Raw genomic sequence first — 17,359 nt, 5'->3', positions numbered from 1 at the left:
ATGTACTCACCCCCGCCTTTCGATGAAACCCGCCCGGCACTGCTGCAGCAACTGATTGCGCAGCACCCGCTGGGAACCGTGATTGTCAATGGTGCCGACGGGCTGGCAGCGGACCACATACCGTTTGAACTGGGCCCGGCAACGCTTGATGCGCCGTTGGGCGTACTGCGCGCGCACGTGGCGCGCGCCAATCCCCTGTGGCGCCACGACGGCGAGACGATGGTCGTGTTCCAGGGCCCGTCGGCGTATGTGTCGCCGTCGCTGTACGAGGAAAAGCAGGTCAGCGGCAAGGTGGTGCCGACCTGGAATTACGCGGTGGTGCATGCGCATGGACGGCTGCGCGCGGTGGAAGATGCACAGTGGCTGCTGGCGCTGCTGGAGCGGATGACGGCGACGCACGAAGCGGCGCGCGCCGCACCGTGGACGGTGGATCAGGCGCCGCGCGCGTGGATTGACAAGATCATGCAGGCGATCGTGGGGATTGAAATTCCCGTGAGCAGGATGCAGGGGAAGTGGAAGATGAGCCAGAATCGCACGCCGCAGGATCAGGCGATGGTGGCGGCCGATACCGGGTTGGCGCTGTATCGGCGCGCTTAGCCGGGCCGGAGAACCGGTACCCGGCCCTGTCAGTTGGGGCACGGGGTGTAGGGAGTGTGAAAATCCACCCGGCCCCTGAACATTTGAATTTGTTCACAGGCGTTCACTTGCACGCCCCCGACGACCTGTTTGCCGGCCCGCGCATCGGGCGCTGCCAGAGCGCCAAGCCCAGCGAGCAAGCTCGCTTGCAAGACTGTGCGCCGCCATTGGCGTGTGCGGCGCGATCTGGTGCGGGTGGTGTTCATCATGATGGATTCGGCAAAGTAGGCAAGCGTCCCGGCGCGCCGGAAACGTCGTTCCATCATACCCGTGCCGGGTGCTGCGGCACTGCCATGGCGCCGGGTTGACGACCGTGCTCACCTGCCGGCATCTTGCTCGCAGCGTGCGCTGCCTGCTTCCCGGCATACAAGCGCCGGGAAACAGACGGCGCCGTGCTTTAGCCGATCGGCGCCTTGCGCGCCAATGGTGCTTGACCTTCCACATCGGTCGCCGCAGCGGCGGCGCCGGGGAACGCCGGTTCGCCGGGGCCCAGGCCGTCGCCCGGCACGAAATACCCGATCAGTTTCGCCTCCGCGTGAGACGTCGAGAAGGTCGTATTCCTGAACGTGGGCGTATGGCCGGACGGGATCACATAGGCGCCGGACAACGGCGTGTGCATGGTGTTGTCGGTCAGGAGGGAGGCCTCGAAATGGCGCTCCTCGCCGTTGGTAAAGGCGACGATGGCAAGGATGTAGCGCTTGGGATCGGGCAGCGGCCCGGACACGGGACTGGCGGCGACGGTGATGTCCGTGACGACGAACGACCAACCCTTCGGTACGCTAAATGGGGCGCTAAACTGCCGGTCATAATAGAATTTATGGCCGCCGGTATTGTCGTTCGGGATCGTAAAACTCGACAGGAACACCATTTTCTTTTGCGAGACGTTCAAGTGCGTACATGCGCACGGCTGCGACGTTGCCATCTTCCAGACTCCCTGGTGGGTGATGCGCTATCGGTCGATGAGCGCGGATCCACCATATAACGAGTCCGAGATTATTTCCTTGCAGAAACTCAAGCAGCCGCCAATGACCTCATGCTCGGAGCATCGCTAATCATATTTGCTACTGGCCCCCAAAGCATGACGACATCCTTGCCCGTTTTTTATGCAAATTTCAGGTGGGGGGTATGTGGTGTGGTTGCCGCGATTTCCGTCACGCGCCACTCTCGGGCGCCCGGCATTTCCAGATGCGCCAGATTGGTGACGACCTTCGCTTCGCCACCGGCCACCGCTTGCGCCAGCTGCGTGACCAGCCTTGGAAAGAGCTCATTGAACTGGCTTTCCGGCGTGCTGTAAATGCCCGCCCAGCCATCGCGCCCCGAACGCTTGACCAGGTACAGCGCCTGGTCCGCCAGCTCCACCACTTCCGACCAGGACAGCAGGCGCGGCTCTTCGGGCACGAACGGAAAGCACGCAAAGCCGATCGAACAAGTCTTGGCCAGCTCGGTGCCGTCGGCCAGCACGAACGTACGCTTGGCCACGGCCTGGCGGATGCGCTCGGCCACCACCTTGGCGTCGTCGCGGTGCGTGGCGCGCGCCAGCACCAGGAATTCCTCGCCGCCCCAGCGGATCAGGTAGTCCGACTCGCGGAACACTTCACGCAGCCGTTCCTGCATCTGCACCAGCACCGCATCGCCGGCGGCATGGCCGTGCACGTCGTTGACGTCCTTGAAGTGATCCAGGTCGACCATGAAGAACACCATGTCGCGCCCAGGCCCGCAGTGCTCGTCGTTGGCCGTGCTGCGCAGCGGATCGTCATGATGGCGCAGCGCCATGCCGACGTCTCCCTCCACGTGCTGCAGGAAAAAGCGGCGGTTGCGAAGGCCCGTCAGCTGGTCGGTGAGGCTGAGCTCTTCCAGCGCCTGGTAAGCCTTTTCAAGCGCGAGATTTTTTTCCACCAGCTGCGCCTGGGTGGCGCTCAAGGTTGTCAAGGTGGCCGCCACCTGGCGGTAAGCGTTGGCGTTGTCGAGCGCGATGGCGCCGTACGAACAGAGTGAGCGGAAGATCAACCGTTCGCGTTCGCCGTAGGCGTGCGCGGCCTGCGACTGCACCGTCATCGCGCCCAGCACGCGTTCGCCGATCAGCAGCGGCGCAAACAGCTCGCTCAGCACGGGCGCCTGTTCGCCTTGCGCCCCGTCGCTTTCAGTGAGAACGCGCTCAGCGAGAACGCGCTCAATGAGAATTTCGCGCCGCTCGCGCACGCAGCGGGCCGCCTCGCCGCCCTGACCGGTCAGCGAGAGGCACGCGGCCGAAGCCGGCCTGCCGTCGTCAATGCTGTAAGCGCAGCTGAGCGAGTCGCCGTCGGCCTCGACGACGAAAATCGACAGGTGCGCGCCATCGAGCAAGCCGTGCACGTGGCGCGCGAGCGCGCGGTACACGGCGCTGGCCTCAAGATGGGTGGTGATCTCCTGGCCGATGGCCACCAGATGTTCGAGCGTGGCGCTGGTTTGCCGCTGCACTTCGGCGCGCAAGGCGTCGGCGGCGGCAATGCCGCGCTGGTGCGCCGCTTCGTTGCGCGCGGCCTCGCCCTGATGCTGCACGCGCAAGGCGGCGGCGCGGTTGGCGGCCTGCTGCAGGTGGGCCGCCTCGCGCGCGGCGCTGGCCTGCAACGCCACTTCATAAGCGCGCGCATGCTCGCCCACGCCGGCGTATTCGCTGGCAACGGCGTCGAGCAAGTCGGCCGGTATGCTGTAGCCGTCGATGGTCGCGGCCACCGCCATGGCCTGGCGCAGGAAATGCAGCGCGGCGTTGGGGCCGAACATGGGGTCGGGCGCGGGCAGTGCGTGGCGCGTGTGGATCAGCGCCAGCACCGTCAGCGCGGCGATCTGGTTGTAGGTGTCGTCATGCTCGCGCGCCAGCGCCAGCGCGGCGTCGGCCTTGGCCAGCGCGGCCTGCGGCCGGTTCAGGCTGGACAGCGCGTGCGCCTGGCCGCGCCGCGCGCCGCTCTGAAAATCAAGCTGGCCGAGCGCCACGCCGCGCTCTTCGAGCTTGTGGAAGCTCTCCAGCGCGCGTTCGTAGTCGCCGCCGTCGAGCGCCAGGTCGCCGTGGTATTCGAGCGCGATGGCGTAGGCGCGTTCCTGCGGCAGCGGCGCGAGCGTGACCAGCGCTTCATCGAGCAGCGCCAGCGCGGCGGCGCGTTGGCCGAGCTGGCGCAGCGTTTGCGCCGTCTGCATCAGGGCCAGCCCTACGCTGATGGGCCAGTGCGTGGTGCGCGCCAGCTCCAGGCCACGCTGCATCCATTCAAGCGCCGCTTCCTGCGCGTTCAGGTTGATCAAGGCGTTGCCGATATTGCTGGCCAGGTTGATCGCGCGGCGCAGCTGGCCGGTCGCGCGGGCCGCCTCGTAAGCCTGCGTCAGCGGGCCGACGGCGGCGCCGAAGTCGCCCCCTTGAAAGGCGCTGGAACCCTGGTAGTCGCGGATCCAGCCATTCACGGCCAGGTGGGCGCCACTGGCGCGCGCGTCAAAGCGGACGGCCCATTGTTCGGTGGCGGCGCCCAGGTCGACGTAGCACGCGAACACGGCGGCGCCGGCGTCGAACACTTCGATGCGCAGCGGGTCGCCGGACTGGCGCACGTAGCCGCCGGCGCTGGCAAGTTCGTGTTCGCCGACCGCGGCATTGCCGCGGTCGATTTCGAGCCAGGCGCGCAGCCAGCGCGCGTCGGCGCTGCCGATGGCGTCGCCCTGCTGGTCGAATTCGATGCAGGCCTGGTCGGCCAGCGCACGCGCCGCATCATGCTCGCCGAACAGCCATTTGGCTTCGCCTTCAATCAGCATCAGGCGCGCTTCGGCCCGGCTGCGTTCGGGGTCGGGCAGCAGCGCGAGCAGTTCGCCGGCGGCATGCGCCAGGCTGCGCGCGCGCGTCACGTCGCGCTGGCGCAAGTGCCACGCCAGGCGCACCATCAGGTGCAGGCGCGCGCCATCCTGCAGGGACGGCAGCGCCGCCTCCCACTGCGCCAACTGCGCGTCCATTACAAACATCTCTACCACGTGATTTCCCTGTCAATACCGGCACAGCCCGGCGTTCGGACGTTATTATTTCACAAACATCCACCGCTAGTCATGACAATATTGCAACGGCTGCCAAGAAGCTGAAAAACGAGAGTGCCGTCGAGACCAGGATGATGCGCGCTACGCGGCCGGTATCGGCGCCAAAGCGTTCGGTCAGCAGCGCCACATTGCTCGCGCTTGGCAAACAGGCGACCAGCACCAGCACCTTGAACGCAAACGGGTCGAGCGGCGCGCCGGCGGCAATTGCGGCGTGCCCGGCGCCGAACACCAGCAGCGGATGGAGCAGCAGCTTGGCGAGCGCGAACGGGACGACGTGGGACCAGACAGTCGACCAGCGGCTGGACCGGGAGGCGGACCAAGAAGCGAAACAAGAAGCGAAACAAGAAGCGAACCAAGAAGCGAACCAAGAAGCGGACCAGGAAGTGGACGAGGAGGTGGACGAGGAAGTGGACGAGGAAGATGCCCCGCCAGTGGACGCGGCAGTAGACCCGGCAGAAGGCCAGGCAGCCGGTCCGGCGGCCTGCATTTGCGAGCGCGCCAGCACGGCGCCAATGGTGAACAGCGCAACGGGCGACGCCGCGCCCGCCAGCAAGGCAACCGTGCCGTTGACTGGCCCCGGCAGCGTGATCGCCATACCCGAAGCGAGCGCGCCGAGCATGATCGCCCATGGCATGGGATTGCGCAGCACGCCCGCCAAGGCGTGGCGCAAAGCCGTGCCGCTGCCGCCCTGCCCCAGTCGCGACAGGGCGATGCATAGCGATGTGGTGATGAGCAGGTCGATTGTGATGGTGACGATGACCGGTCCCGACGCGCGTGGCCCCAGCAGGGCCACCAGCAAGGGCACGCCCATGAAGCCGGTGTTGGGAAACGCCGCCACCAGCGCTCCGAAGGCGCCATTATTCCAGTCTACGCCGCGCACGCGCGCAAACCCCACCGCCAGTGCCACCATGACCAGCGCGCACAGCAAATATACGCCGAACACACCCGGATCGAGCAGTTGCGCCAGCGGCGTGGTCGATCCGAATCGGTACAGCAGGCATGGCAGCGCGAAGTACAGCACAAAGCCGTTCATGCCCGGAATGGCAAGCTGCGGCAACATGTGCCTGCGCACAGCCACATAGCCGCACAGCACAAGTGCAAAAAACGGGAAAGTCGTGGCGAGGATGGCTTGCATGGAGCGGTCATTGTAGCCTGACCGCCCCGCTCGTACGCCTGAACCTGCCTGCAACGCCCATTGGCCTTTGGGTGCCTATTTTTTGTCGGTCTTGTCGGTCTTGTCGGCCTTGTCGGTCTTGTCGGTCTTGTCGGACGAGGCACCGGTATTGCCCTGGGTGCGACTGCTGCCGCGCGCCGTATCCTTGTGTAACTGCTGCGCCGAGCTCAAGTGCTGATCGACAACGGGCATGGTGCGCGCGGCCAGAGCCTTGACGTCGGGATCCTTGGCCTGCGACTGTACTTTTTGCAGCAGACTGTGGGTGGCCTTGTGGTCGGCCAGCCCTGCCTGAGCCATGTAGGCGCGGTCGAAGGCGTCGCCGGACAGCGCGGCCATGCGTTCGGCCTTGCGCTTGTGCATGCGGTCGAGCTCGGTTGGCAGCGCCACGCCCTTGGCTTGCGCAAGCTGCTGCACTTCGCCCAATGCCTTGGTATGGTCGTCAATCATTTGCTGCGCAAAACTTTTCACTTGATCGCTTTGCGTTTTTCCTTGCGCCATGCGGCCAGCTTCGATTTCGGCCAGGTTGGCCATAGCCATGTCCTTGATCAGTTTTTGGTCGGCCCGGCTCGGTGCCGCCCCGCCCATGGTGCCAGCGCCGCTTGCCGTGCTGCTGCCTGCCTGAGTGCCGCTCTGGGCGCCGCTCTGGGTGCCGCTCTGCGTTCCAGTCTGCTTGCCACTGTGCATGCCCGCATGGCTGCCCTCCTGGCCCGCAGTGGGCTGCCCGGCTGGCTGGCCGGTACCGGACTGGCCTGCGCCCGTCGACCCGGCGCTGCCGCCGCCCGTTTGCGCCTGGACCGCGAGCGCGGCAAACAAGGCCGCAACGGCCGAGATCGCCAGCGCGCCTCTGGCTAATTTGGTTTTCAGCATTTCACTCTCCTGTTCGGGTTGGGGATGGTGTCAACTTTTTGACAACGCGTGTCGCCACCAAGTTCAGTTGGCGTGCCACGCCCCAAAACGAAAAAAGCAATGATTCCCAGTCGGAAATCATTGCTTTCACCTGAGCGTCAGAATTTAGGGCTTGCTGTACATCCCCGCAAACTTCAGCCCATAGAACAAGATGAAGGTGTAGCAGGCGGCGGGCACCAGGAACGACATCTGCAGCCCGACCGTATCGGCCACGAAGCCTTGCACGAAGGGCACCAGCGCACCACCCACGATGGCCATGCACAGGATGCCCGAACCCTGGCCCGTCAGCGGCCCGAGTTTGTTGAGCGCCATGCTGAAAATAGTCGGAAACATGATCGAGTTGCACAGGCCCACCGCCAGGATGGCATACATCGCCACCTTGCCGGAGCCAAAAATGGCAATCAAAATCAGCGCGATCGAACACGCCGCATTGAAGGCGAGCGCCTTGCCCGGGCTGACGTAACGCATGACCGCAAAACCAATAAAGCGGCCCACCATGGCCCCGCCCCAATAATAGGCCACGTAGTTGGCTGCGCTGTCTGAGCGCAGTCCGGCGATTGACGGATCACCCATAAAGCTGATCAGGAAGCTGCCAATGCTCACTTCGCCGCCCACATACAGGAAGATGCCGACCGCACCCAGCAACAGGTGCAGGTGCGACAGCGCCGACGGCTTGCCTTGCGCCGCCGCCACACTGCTGACCGGCTCGGCGTGGGTGATCTTGGGCAGGCGCGCCAGCGCAAACAGCACCGCCAGCGCCATCAAGGCCGCCGCCAGGGCAAGGTAAGGACCCGAGACCATCGCCGCTTCCTTGGCGCGATACGCCGCCTGCTCGGCCGCCGGCAGCGCCGCCAGCTCGGTCACGCTCAGCACCACGCCGCCCAGAATCAGCATGCCGCCCAGCGGCGGACCGACCGTGGTGCCCAGCGAATTGAAGGCCTGGGTCAGCGTCAGCCGGCTCGACGCCGTCTGCGGATTGCCCAGTTCAGTGACATACGGATTGGCCGCCACCTGCAAGATGGTAATGCCCGAGGCCAGCACGAAAAACGCCAGCAGGAACAGGCCATAGCCGGACGTGGCGGCCGGATAGAACAGCGCGCACCCGGCGGCGGCGATCATCAGGCCGGTGACGGCGCCCTTCTGGTAGCCGATTTTCTTGATCAATATCCCGGCCGGCAGCGACACCACGAAATATGCGCCGAAAAAGCAGAACTGCACCAGCATCGCCTGCACGTAGGTGAGCGTGTAGACCGATTTGAGGTGCGGGATCAGCACGTCGTTCATGGATGTGAGCAAGCCCCACATGAAAAACAGGATGGTGACGATGATGAGCGGCCCGGTGGTGCTGCCCTGCTCCGCGTAATTGCTGCGCAGCGCGCCCGGCTGTGAAATGTGTTCCATGTAGTGAAGTCTCCGTTGGGTGTTTTAATGCCGGTGCGCCGGTTGTTCGGACAGGATCGCCGACACGCCGAGGAACGCGGGGTACTGCTCGGTAATGAGGTACGTCGGGATTTTTTCCAGGTAGCTCTGCAGGCGCCCTTTGGCCTCAAAGCGCGCCCGAAACGGCGACTGCGCAAACAGTGCGCCCAGGCGCGGCACGATGCCCCCGCCAATATACATGCCTCCGGTCGCGCCCAGGGTTAAGGCGACATTTCCCGCAACCGAACCGAGTACGCCGCAAAAGCAGTCGACCGTGCGCAGGCAGTCGGCGTCCTGGCCGGCCAGCGCGCGTTCGGTGATGGCCGCCGCCCCCAAGGCGCCGCCCGAGATGACGCGGTAGATCAGTTCCAGCCCGGGCCCCGACAGCAGCCGTTCGGCCGAGGCGTGTCCGAAGTCGTGCCAAAGCTGCTGCATGATGGCGATTTCAATATCGTCGGCGGGCGCAAAGCTGGCGTGCCCGCCCTCGCTGGCCAGCGGCGCCCAGCGCCCGTCCACCGGCACGATGCCCGACACGCCAAGGCCGGTGCCCGGCCCCACCAGCCCGATGGTGCGCCCCGGCAGCTCGACGCCGCCGCCCACCCGGATACGCTGCGACGAGCGCAAGTACGGCAGCGCCATCGCCAGCGCCGTGAAGTCGTTCACCACCAGCAGCGTGGACAAATCAAGCTCCTTGCGCAGAGCGGCCGTCGAAAAGCTCCACGTATGGTTGGTCATGCGGATGGCGTCGCCGTCGATCGGGTTGGCAATGGCGATCGCCGCATGGCGAACCGCGCCCGCATGGGCACTGGCCGCGCCGCTGTTCAGATACGCCGCGGCGGCCGCGCCCAGGCTCGGGAACGCACTGCACGGCAGCACCGCAACGGCGTCGAACTGGCGCGGCGACGTTTCGATGGCAAAGCGCGCGTTGGTGCCGCCGACGTCGGCCAGCAGGCGCGGACCATCGGAAAAGCGCACATTGTCGAGGTTCATTTGGCCTCCGCGCAAGTCAAGGCATCCTTCTCTTTGGCGCCACCGCCAACGATCTGGATGTTGGCGAAAGCGGCCGTGAAGGCGGCCTCGCTGTCAACGGCGAACGGGGTATCCATGCTGGCCAGGTTGGCGCCCTTGGCGCTAAAGCATGCCAAGGGAATGCGCACTGTTTGCTTCTGCTTGCCGGCCAGGCGTTCAAACACGCCGGTCACGTCAAGCGCAGCGGCGCCAATTGACACGGTGACCTTCCCCTTTGGCGCGGCGCTGACGATGGTATCGAACTGCAGCGCGCCGTCAACGCTGGCAAAGGCCGGCAGGGCGATCGCCCTGGCGCCATGCGCCTCGAGCCGCGCGGGGCCGGTCCAGGTGGCCTGCTTGCCGTCTTGCTGGGTGTTGACCTGGGTGGTTTCCACTTTCAGATTGGGCACGGTAGCCACGCTGTTGACGTCCAGTCCCAAGGCGGTGCGCTGCGCGCCGCTGACGGCGTACAAGGGCCAGGTGGCGCGGTCGGCCTGGTGAAAGACCGGGTACATATTGGTCACGCCGCAGCCGCCGTCGGCAAATGCCGCGTCCAGCTGGCCGACCTTGACGCGGCTCGCGTAATCAAGCCCGTAGCCGTAAGCGAACAGCGGCGCGTAATCCTTGTCGCCCACGTTGAGCGAACCCTGGCAGACGGCCTTGGGCCACGAGAACGACAGCTTGCCCGTAAAACCATAGGCGCCCTTGAACAGCACGTCGGCCACGCCCTTGCCTTCGGTGCCGGGCAGCCAGGCGGCGACAAAACTGTCCGACAGGTTCATCAGGTCGTTGGTGTACAGCGGGCGGCCCGCCACCAGCACCGTGATGACCGGCTTGCCCTTGCCGGCCACGGCCTGCAGCAGCGCCAGGTCTTCAGGATGGCGCGCGCTGTGGCGCAGCGTGCCCGATGGGCCGATGTCGCCGTCGCCCTCCGCATAGGGCGTCTCGCCGATGACCGCGATTACCGCGTCGAACGCTGCCACATCGACACCCGCCGCCGTTTCGCTGTAGGTGACGTTGGCCGCGCCCGCTGCCTCCTGGATGCCTTTCAGGATCGAGTCGGCGTTGGGAAAGTCGCTGTTCCGGTTGGCGGTGCCCTGCCAGGTCAGGCTCCAGCCGCCGCTCTGGTTCGACAGGTTGTCGGCGCTTTTGCCAACCACCAGGATTTTTTTGCCGCGTGCCAGCGGCAGCGCGCCGGCGTCGTTCTTGAGCAGCACCAGCGATTCGCGCACCGCCTGGCGCGCCAGCGCGCGCGCCTGCAGCGCCTCCGGCTTGCCTGCAAACGGGTTTGCTGAAGGCTTTTTGCCGAACAAGCCGGCGCGCAGCTTGACGCGCACGATGCGGGCCACGGCGTCGTCGATGCGCGCCATCGGGATTTCCCCGGCTTCCACTTGCCTGACGGTGTTGGCGATGAAGGCCTTCCAGTCGTCAGGCACCATGACCAGGTCGATGCCGGCGTTGATCGCCTGCGGGCAGCTGTCGTTGGTGCAGCCGGGGACCTGGGCAATGCCGTTCCAGTCCGAGACGACCATGCCGTCAAAGCCTATTTTCGTTTTCAGGACATCGGTCAGCAAGGCTTTACTGCCGTGCATTTTGCCGTAATCGACACCGCCGGCCACATCGTTCCAGCTGTTGAACGACGCCATCACCGTCTGCGCGCCGGCCGCCAGGGCGCTGTAATAGCCCTGGGCGTGCAGCTTGATCATCTCGGCCTTGCCGGCCTTGTTCACGCCCTGGTCCTTGCCCTGGTCGGTGCCGCCGTCGCCGATGAAGTGCTTGGCTGTGGCCACCACGTTGGCGTCGCCTTTCAGGTTGCCCTGCAGGCCGCTCACGTACTGGCCGCCGTAGCTGCTCACCAGTGCGGGGTCTTCCGAAAAACTCTCGTAGGTGCGGCCCCAGCGATCGTCGCGCACCACGGCCAGCGTGGGCGCGAACACCCAGTTGATGCCGGTGGCGCGCACCGACTGGCCCACGGCCGCGGCCATCTTGCGGATCAAAAGCTTGTCGCGCGCCGCGCCCAGGCCAATATTGTGCGGGAACAGCGTGGCGCCGTACACATTGCTGTTGCCGTGCATGGCGTCGATGCCCCAGATGACCGGTACCTTGGTCGCCATGTCGGTGCTCATCGAAGCGTCGTAGTATTTGTCGGCCAGCGCGACCCAGTCGGCCGGCGTGGCGTACTTGTTCCCGTTCGGCCAGCTGCCGCCGCCATTCAAGACCGACCCAATGTAAAACTCCCTGACCTGGTCGGGCGTGACGGACTTGATTTCGGGCTGCGTCATCTGGCCGATTTTCTGGCGCAGCGACATGCCGGCCACGATTTTTTTGACTTGCGCTTCAAGCCTGGCGTCGGGCGGGACGGCGCTGCGGATGCGGGGCCAGTCGGCCAGTGGCGCACTGACGGCAGCGGTGGGGGCAGTTGCGGCGGAGGCGGCGCCGGCGTGCAGCAGCGCGGCGGCGGCGATGAGACAGGAATGTTTGATCATGGTCTTTGCGCAGGGTCGGTGGAGGTCAAATTGGAAGCGATTCCAATTAAGATCGATATTGCGGTCTCGGGGTGTTTTTGTCAATCTGATTGTGCGGCTTTGGCGAGCGAAGCGCGCTGCGTGACGCTGATCGGAAAATCGCGCGTGACGGCGCGCTCTAGGCCATAGCAGCGGTTGAGCAGCGCGTTCAGCCCGGACCGCGTGACCGTGCGCCACGGGACGTGCACCGACGTCAGGCGCGGGGCCGAAAATTCAGTGCTTGGCGTATCGTCGTAGCCCAGCACCGACACGTCGCCCGGCACCGACATGCCAATCTCGTGCAGGAACGAGAGCGCACCGACGGCCATTTCATCATTGGCGCAAAATAGCGCCGTGAACACGTGGCCTGACTCGACCAGCTCCTTGGCGCAGGCCCAGCCGCCTTCGGGCGAAAAATCGCTCTCGGCCACCCACATGGCGGCCGTGTCGATCCCCGCGCGCTCCATTTCGCCCATGAAGCCGGCGATACGGGCCACGTTGTCGGGCAGCGTGGAAGGGCCGGCAATCACGGCGATTTTGCGATGCGCAAGGTCGAGCAAGGCGCGCGCCGCCAGCACCCCGCCTTGCGTATGGTCGGCCGTGAAGCACTGTTCGGGAATGCTCGCAAAGCTGTGGTTCAGCACCACCAGGCGCGATTGCTTCGGCCCCAGCGCCGCAATGTCGGCGTCGGTCAGGTGGTTGGTCATGGCGATCAAACCGTCGCAGCCGCGCTCCATCAGAAATTCGATGCCTTCAATTGCCTGCTCGCGCGGGTTGCCCAGGCCTACGCCAAAAGCGACCACCATGTGCAGCCCGGCGGCGCGCAGCTCGGTGTCGATCAATTGCAGGATCGGCGTGTAAAACGTCCCCTTGAGCACCGGGATGTAAACCCCGATCATTTGCGAGCTGCCCGAGAGCAGCGAGCGGGCCGCGTGCGAGGGCCGAAAGTCGAGCTCCTCGATCGCCTGTCTGACTTTTTCCATGGTTGCCTGAGACACCGAGCCCTTGCCGCTGACCACGCGCGAAGCGGTTCCCAGTCCCACGCCCGCCAGGCGGGCTACATCCTTGATAGTGGCCATGTCATTTTCCTCAGGATGCGGCGAGCCGCTGCTCGCTCGTTTTGTCGAACACGGACAGGCGCGCGCAGTCGACGCCAAAACGCACCGCTTCATTGAGCGCGAAAACGCGGTTGTCGTTGACGATCGCCGACAGCTTGCGCTCGCCAATCCTGATCCACACGATCTGGTGATTGCCCATCGGTTCCACCAGCGCCACCGTCCCGGTAAAAGGCCCCGAGTCGCCGAGCAGGATATGTTCGGGACGAATGCCGAGCACCACCTTGCCGCCAGCCAGGCTGCAAGAGGGACCGAGCGCGAGCGTCAGCGACGGCGACGGCGACAGGGACGGCGACATAAAGCGCCCGCCGGCGTCGAGCGTACCGTCGATGAAGTTCATCGCGGGCGTGCCCAGAAAGCCGGCCACGAACAGGTTTTGCGGGCGCTCATAGACCTCTGCCGGCGCGCCGATCTGCTGCACTTTGCCGCCCTTCATGACTACGATGCGGGTGGCCAGCGTCATCGCTTCGACCTGGTCGTGCGTCACGTAGATCATCGTCGAGCGCAGCGTCTGGTGCAGCAGCTTGAGTTCGCGCCGCAGCTCGGCGCGCAGCTTGGCGTCCAGGTTCGAGAGCGGCTCGTCGAACAGGAACACGCCGGCCTCGCGCACCAGCGCGCGCCCGATCGCCACGCGCTGGCGCTGCCCGCCCGACAGCTGCGCCGGTTTGCGCTGCAGCAGCGCGTCGAGGTGCAGCATCTCGGCGGCGCGCGCCACGCGGCGCGCAATTTCCGCCTTGGGGGTGCCGGCGATGCGCAGGCCGAAGGACATGTTCTTTTCCACCGTCATGGTCGGATACAGCGCATAGGACTGGAACACCATGCCGATCCCGCGCTCGCTCGGGTCGGCGAAGGTCATGTCGCGCCCCTTGATTTCAACCGTGCCGGAAGTGACGTCGATCAGGCCTGCAATACTGTGCAGCAGGGTCGACTTGCCACAGCCGGAAGGCCCGAGCAGCACCAGGAACTCGCCCTCCTCCACGGCCAGGGTCAGGTCCTTGATGATCTCGTTCCCGCCCAGGTTGATGCACAGGTCCCGCAAACAAACATTCGACATGACGTTAGCCTTTTACCGCGCCGGCGGCGATACCGCGCACAAACCAGCGCCCTGAAATAAAATAGATCGCCAGCGGTACCATCGACGTGAGGATGGTCGCGGCCATGTTGACGTTGTACATGCGCGTTCCGGTGGTGGTGTTCATCACGTTGTTCAGCTGGACCGTCATCGGATAATTGTCGGTGCCGGCGAACTGCAGCCCCAGGATGTAATCGTTCCACACCCCAGTCACCTGCATGATGGCCGCCACCACGATGATCGGCAGCGACATGGGCAGCATGACTTGCGCGAAGATGCGGAAAAAACCGCCGCCATCGATGCGCGCGGCCTGGAACAATTCGTGCGGCACGCCCGCGTAGTAATTGCGAAACAGGAGCGTCATGACCGGCATCGCAAAGATGATATGCACCAGCACGATGCCCGACAGGGAGCCGAACAGGCCCATGGCGCCGGTGACGCGCACCAGCGGATAGATCATCACCTGCAGCGGCACGAAGGCGCCCACCATCAAGACCGCGAACAGGAGCGCGGAGCCGCGCGGGCGCCAGAACGACAGCGCATAGCCGTTGATCGCGCCCAGCAGGATCGGCAGGATGGTGCTGGGGACGGCGATTGCCACCGAATTCCAGAAGCCGCCGCGAATGCCCTCGCATGACAGGCCGGTGCAGGCGCTGCTCCAGGCCTGGCGCCAGGGTTCAAAGGTGACCTGCAGCGGCAGCGCGAAAATATTGCCGAGCCTGATCTCCTCCATCGATTTGACCGAGGTGACCAGCATCACATACAGCGGCAGCAGGAAAAACAGCGCGGCGCTGAACAGGAACGCGTAGATGCCCAGGCGGGCGGGCGAAAATCGCGAAAATTGCGAGCGGCGCTTCATGCATGATCCTTGCGCCGGCGCGCATACAAAAATGGCGCGGCCATCGCAATGACCGGCACCAGCATCACCACCGCTGCCGCCGAGGCCAGCGCGATGTTCGCGCGCTGGAACAGGTGATCCATAATGAACTTGGCCGGCACTTCGCTGGCGGTGCCGGGGCCGCCCTGGGTCATGGCGACGACCGCGTCGAACAGCTTGACGACGGCGGTAGTCAGCAGCAGCAGCACGGTGGCCACGGTGGGGCCGAGCATCGGCAGCACGATCGACATGTACACGCGCCAGACGGGAATGCCATCGAGGCGCGCGGCCTTCCAGATTTCGGCGTCGATGCCGCGCAGGCCGGCCAGCATCATGGCCATGACCAGGCCTGACGCCTGCCACACGGTGGCGATCACGATGGTGTACATGACCATGTCTTCGTTCTCGATCCAGTCGAAGGAAAAGCCGGCAAAACCCACCTGGATGACGGCGTGTTCAATGCCGTCGGCCGGTTTGAGCATCCATTGCCATACCAGTCCGGTGGCCACGAACGACATCGCATACGGATACAAAAAGACGGTGCGCAGCACGCCTTCGCCGCGCACTTTCTGGTCGATGAACACGGCCAGCAGAAAACCGATGACCAGGCAGGCGGCGATGAACAGCACGCCATACAGCGCCAGGTTGTGCAGCGAGACCATCCAGCGTTCGTTGTCGAACAGGCGCGTGTACTGCGCCATGCCGACGTAGGTATCGGTGGGAAAGGTGCGTGCGTTGGTAAAGGAAGTATTGAGCGACCAGAGCACGGTGCCCAGATAGCCGACGATGACGGTCAGCGCCATCGGAATCAGTGCGGCAAACGGGATGAGTCTGCGAAGCAGGTGCTTGCTTGGTGCGGCCATCGTGTCTCCGGGTGGGCGGATCTGTGTCCGCTTGCTTGGAAGACGCCAACTTGGAAACGTTCCCAACGCAATATCGAGAATATAACACCCATCGATTTTGGGTGTCAATTCATTCTGAGCGTGGGTTGGAAATGAAGGTGGGAAATGAAGGTGAGGACTGAAGGTGAGGACTGAAGGTGAGGAATGAAGGTGCGAACTGAAGGTGCGAACTGAAGCCGGGAATTGACGCCGACGATATGGCGGAAAAAACTAGCCGCCGTAGGTCATGCCAGCGGCGCGGATGATTTCGAACCAAAACGTCCCGTCCTCATGCTGTGCGGGGGGGCGCTTGTTCGGGCCCGTCAGCACCCGCACCGACACATGCATCGGCACGCCATAGGTAGCAAGATAGGCGGCAGCGGCACGCGTGGACATCTGCTTCTGGACCATGAGGCCCTTCTCAACCCGGTAAGCCATCAACCGGTCTTTCCGCTCTTGAACCATCGTTTCCTCCGAATTCACCAATATACATCCCCGGAGAAACTTTCACAATTGCTTAGCCGCAAGATCGGGTGCGGAGCTTGTGGTCTGCCCCCGGTTGCCGTGCAACTCTTTACACAAATACACGAAAGGCGTGCTCGACCGCGGCGTACCCGTCGCGTTCAACGATGTGGTTGTGGCGCCGATGCCGCCTTTATCGACGCGCCAGACAAGCGGCACCACCTGTTTTTGGGGCACGGGGGAATGCAGCCACAGCCTGCCGTCACCCAGGCGCACGATGGTCATGCGCGACGACACGGTGGAACCGGCGATCGTGAAGGCGTGCTGAACATGCCACAGCTTGGACGCGATTGACTGCAGCGTGAAACTCCTGGTTTATTTTGGCGTGATGGGGCCGACGTCCATGCCGTCGTAACTATCGAGTTCGTGCTTGGCGGCCAGCTCGTACAAGCGCGCATTTTGTGCGAACAGCGACTCGGGCGTGTGCACGTCCACCTTCACCACATGCAGGAAAAAATAGTCTTCCTGCCCTTTTTCAAGCTGGGGAATGAAGATGTCAACGTAGCGAAAGCCCAGCTTTTGCAGTTCCTTGAGCGCAGACTCCAGCTTGGCGCGCTTGCGGTCGGTAAAGAAGTAGCCCCATTCCATGGGCTGCGCGAGGTCCCAGCCGGCGTTTTCGCCGACGTTGGCAAACATCGCCTTGATCTGTTCGAGATCGATCATATACAGTACTCACTTTGGTAGCTATTTCAACAATTTATACCTTACCTTAATTGCCGGCAGCTTGCCAAAACAGGAGAGAAACTGATGCGCGTACTGGTCACCGGATCGACCACCTGGACCGATGCGCACGCCTTGCGGCGCGCGCTGTCGGCGCTGCCGGAAGGGTCCACCATTGCGACGGGGGACACGCCCGGCATTGATGCGCTGGCCATTGCGCTGGCCGCCGAACTGGGCTTGGCGGCCGAACCAATGAAGAAGAACCGGGCCGACCGCAAAGCCTACCCGGCCGACAGCTGGAAGGGACTGAACGAGCGCATGCTCGCGACCGGCATCGACCTGGTGCTGGCGTTTCATGCCCAGTACGGCCAGCCGGGCTGCGCGCGCGGGACGGTGCACATGGTGGCGCTGGCCACCGCCGCCGGGATCGAGGCGAGGACTTTCCTGCGTTAGTGGCCAATAGCGCTCGATAGTGGCGCCTGATCGCGGGATTCGTCACGGGTCCCGTCCTGTTTGAGGCGGGTATCAGCTTGGTGGCGAC

The 17,359-nt window shown here is 64.4% G+C and carries 16 protein-coding genes; 2 read left to right on the top strand and 14 right to left on the bottom strand.

The annotated features are described in order from the left end of the window. Nucleotides 1-597 carry an FMN-binding negative transcriptional regulator gene (locus ACP7BV_RS09135; RefSeq protein WP_426103497.1) on the top strand — a complete coding sequence of 199 codons (597 nt, stop codon included), beginning with the start codon at nt 1-3 and terminating at the stop codon, nt 595-597. Nucleotides 598-1,033: 436 nt separating this feature from the next. Here the strand turns inward: ACP7BV_RS09135 and ACP7BV_RS09130 are convergent, their stop codons facing one another. From ACP7BV_RS09130 to ACP7BV_RS09065, 14 genes are all read right to left on the bottom strand, one after another. Continuing rightward, nucleotides 1,034-1,558 (bottom strand): hypothetical protein, encoded by a 525-nt coding sequence (locus tag ACP7BV_RS09130; protein WP_426103496.1) that lies wholly within the window; start codon nt 1,556-1,558, stop codon nt 1,034-1,036. Between the two features lie 179 nt (nt 1,559-1,737). After that, entirely contained in the window at nt 1,738-4,611 is a 2,874-nt protein-coding gene (locus ACP7BV_RS09125; protein WP_426103599.1) for a diguanylate cyclase, read from the bottom strand. 79 nt (nt 4,612-4,690) lie between these two features. After that, complete coding sequence (locus ACP7BV_RS09120; RefSeq protein ID WP_426103495.1) at nt 4,691-5,815, bottom strand: AEC family transporter; 1,125 nt, start codon at nt 5,813-5,815, stop codon at nt 4,691-4,693. A gap of 75 nt (nt 5,816-5,890) precedes the next feature. Next, nucleotides 5,891-6,721: a DUF4142 domain-containing protein gene (locus tag ACP7BV_RS09115; RefSeq protein WP_426103494.1), complete on the bottom strand. Its 831-nt coding sequence runs from the start codon at nt 6,719-6,721 to the stop codon at nt 5,891-5,893. A 144-nt stretch (nt 6,722-6,865) separates the two neighbouring features. Further along, on the bottom strand, nt 6,866-8,161 hold the full coding sequence (locus ACP7BV_RS09110) for a sugar MFS transporter (protein ID WP_426103493.1): 1,296 nt from the start codon (nt 8,159-8,161) through the stop codon (nt 6,866-6,868). 24 nt (nt 8,162-8,185) lie between these two features. Further along, entirely contained in the window at nt 8,186-9,169 is a 984-nt protein-coding gene (locus ACP7BV_RS09105) for a glucokinase (protein WP_426103492.1), read from the bottom strand. Next, nucleotides 9,166-11,673, bottom strand: coding sequence for a glycoside hydrolase family 3 N-terminal domain-containing protein (locus ACP7BV_RS09100; RefSeq protein WP_426103491.1), 2,508 nt, complete (start codon nt 11,671-11,673; stop codon nt 9,166-9,168). The genes ACP7BV_RS09105 and ACP7BV_RS09100 overlap by 4 nt, the downstream gene beginning before the upstream one ends. A gap of 80 nt (nt 11,674-11,753) precedes the next feature. Beyond that, nucleotides 11,754-12,770 carry a LacI family DNA-binding transcriptional regulator gene (locus ACP7BV_RS09095; RefSeq protein WP_426103490.1) on the bottom strand — a complete coding sequence of 339 codons (1,017 nt, stop codon included), beginning with the start codon at nt 12,768-12,770 and terminating at the stop codon, nt 11,754-11,756. 10 nt (nt 12,771-12,780) lie between these two features. Next, a complete protein-coding gene (locus ACP7BV_RS09090) occupies nt 12,781-13,860 on the bottom strand; it encodes an ABC transporter ATP-binding protein (RefSeq protein WP_426103489.1) in 1,080 nt (359 codons plus the stop codon). A gap of 4 nt (nt 13,861-13,864) precedes the next feature. Continuing rightward, on the bottom strand, nt 13,865-14,737 hold the full coding sequence (locus ACP7BV_RS09085; protein ID WP_426103488.1) for a carbohydrate ABC transporter permease: 873 nt from the start codon (nt 14,735-14,737) through the stop codon (nt 13,865-13,867). After that, the gene (locus tag ACP7BV_RS09080) at nt 14,734-15,618 is read right to left on the bottom strand and encodes a carbohydrate ABC transporter permease (protein WP_426103487.1); all 885 of its coding nucleotides are present in this window, start codon (nt 15,616-15,618) and stop codon (nt 14,734-14,736) included. The genes ACP7BV_RS09085 and ACP7BV_RS09080 overlap by 4 nt, the downstream gene beginning before the upstream one ends. A gap of 249 nt (nt 15,619-15,867) precedes the next feature. Next, nucleotides 15,868-16,047 carry a hypothetical protein gene (locus ACP7BV_RS09075; RefSeq protein ID WP_426103486.1) on the bottom strand — a complete coding sequence of 60 codons (180 nt, stop codon included), beginning with the start codon at nt 16,045-16,047 and terminating at the stop codon, nt 15,868-15,870. Between the two features lie 96 nt (nt 16,048-16,143). Then, nucleotides 16,144-16,383 (bottom strand): hypothetical protein, encoded by a 240-nt coding sequence (locus ACP7BV_RS09070; RefSeq protein ID WP_426103485.1) that lies wholly within the window; start codon nt 16,381-16,383, stop codon nt 16,144-16,146. Nucleotides 16,384-16,473: 90 nt separating this feature from the next. Beyond that, complete coding sequence (locus tag ACP7BV_RS09065) at nt 16,474-16,821, bottom strand: ribonuclease E inhibitor RraB (protein WP_426103484.1); 348 nt, start codon at nt 16,819-16,821, stop codon at nt 16,474-16,476. 84 nt (nt 16,822-16,905) lie between these two features. Between ACP7BV_RS09065 and ACP7BV_RS09060 the strand changes: the two genes are divergently transcribed. Further along, nucleotides 16,906-17,271, top strand: a complete 366-nt coding sequence (locus tag ACP7BV_RS09060) for an SLOG family protein (RefSeq protein ID WP_426103483.1) — start codon at nt 16,906-16,908, stop codon at nt 17,269-17,271. Nucleotides 17,272-17,359 lie beyond the last annotated feature (88 nt).

The sequence above is a fragment of the Massilia sp. TSP1-1-2 genome (assembly GCF_049896185.1).
Taxonomy (GTDB): domain Bacteria; phylum Pseudomonadota; class Gammaproteobacteria; order Burkholderiales; family Burkholderiaceae_D; genus Telluria_A.
The sequence above is the reverse complement of the archived record's forward strand: the minus strand, read 5'-3'. Positions and strand labels throughout refer to the sequence as shown.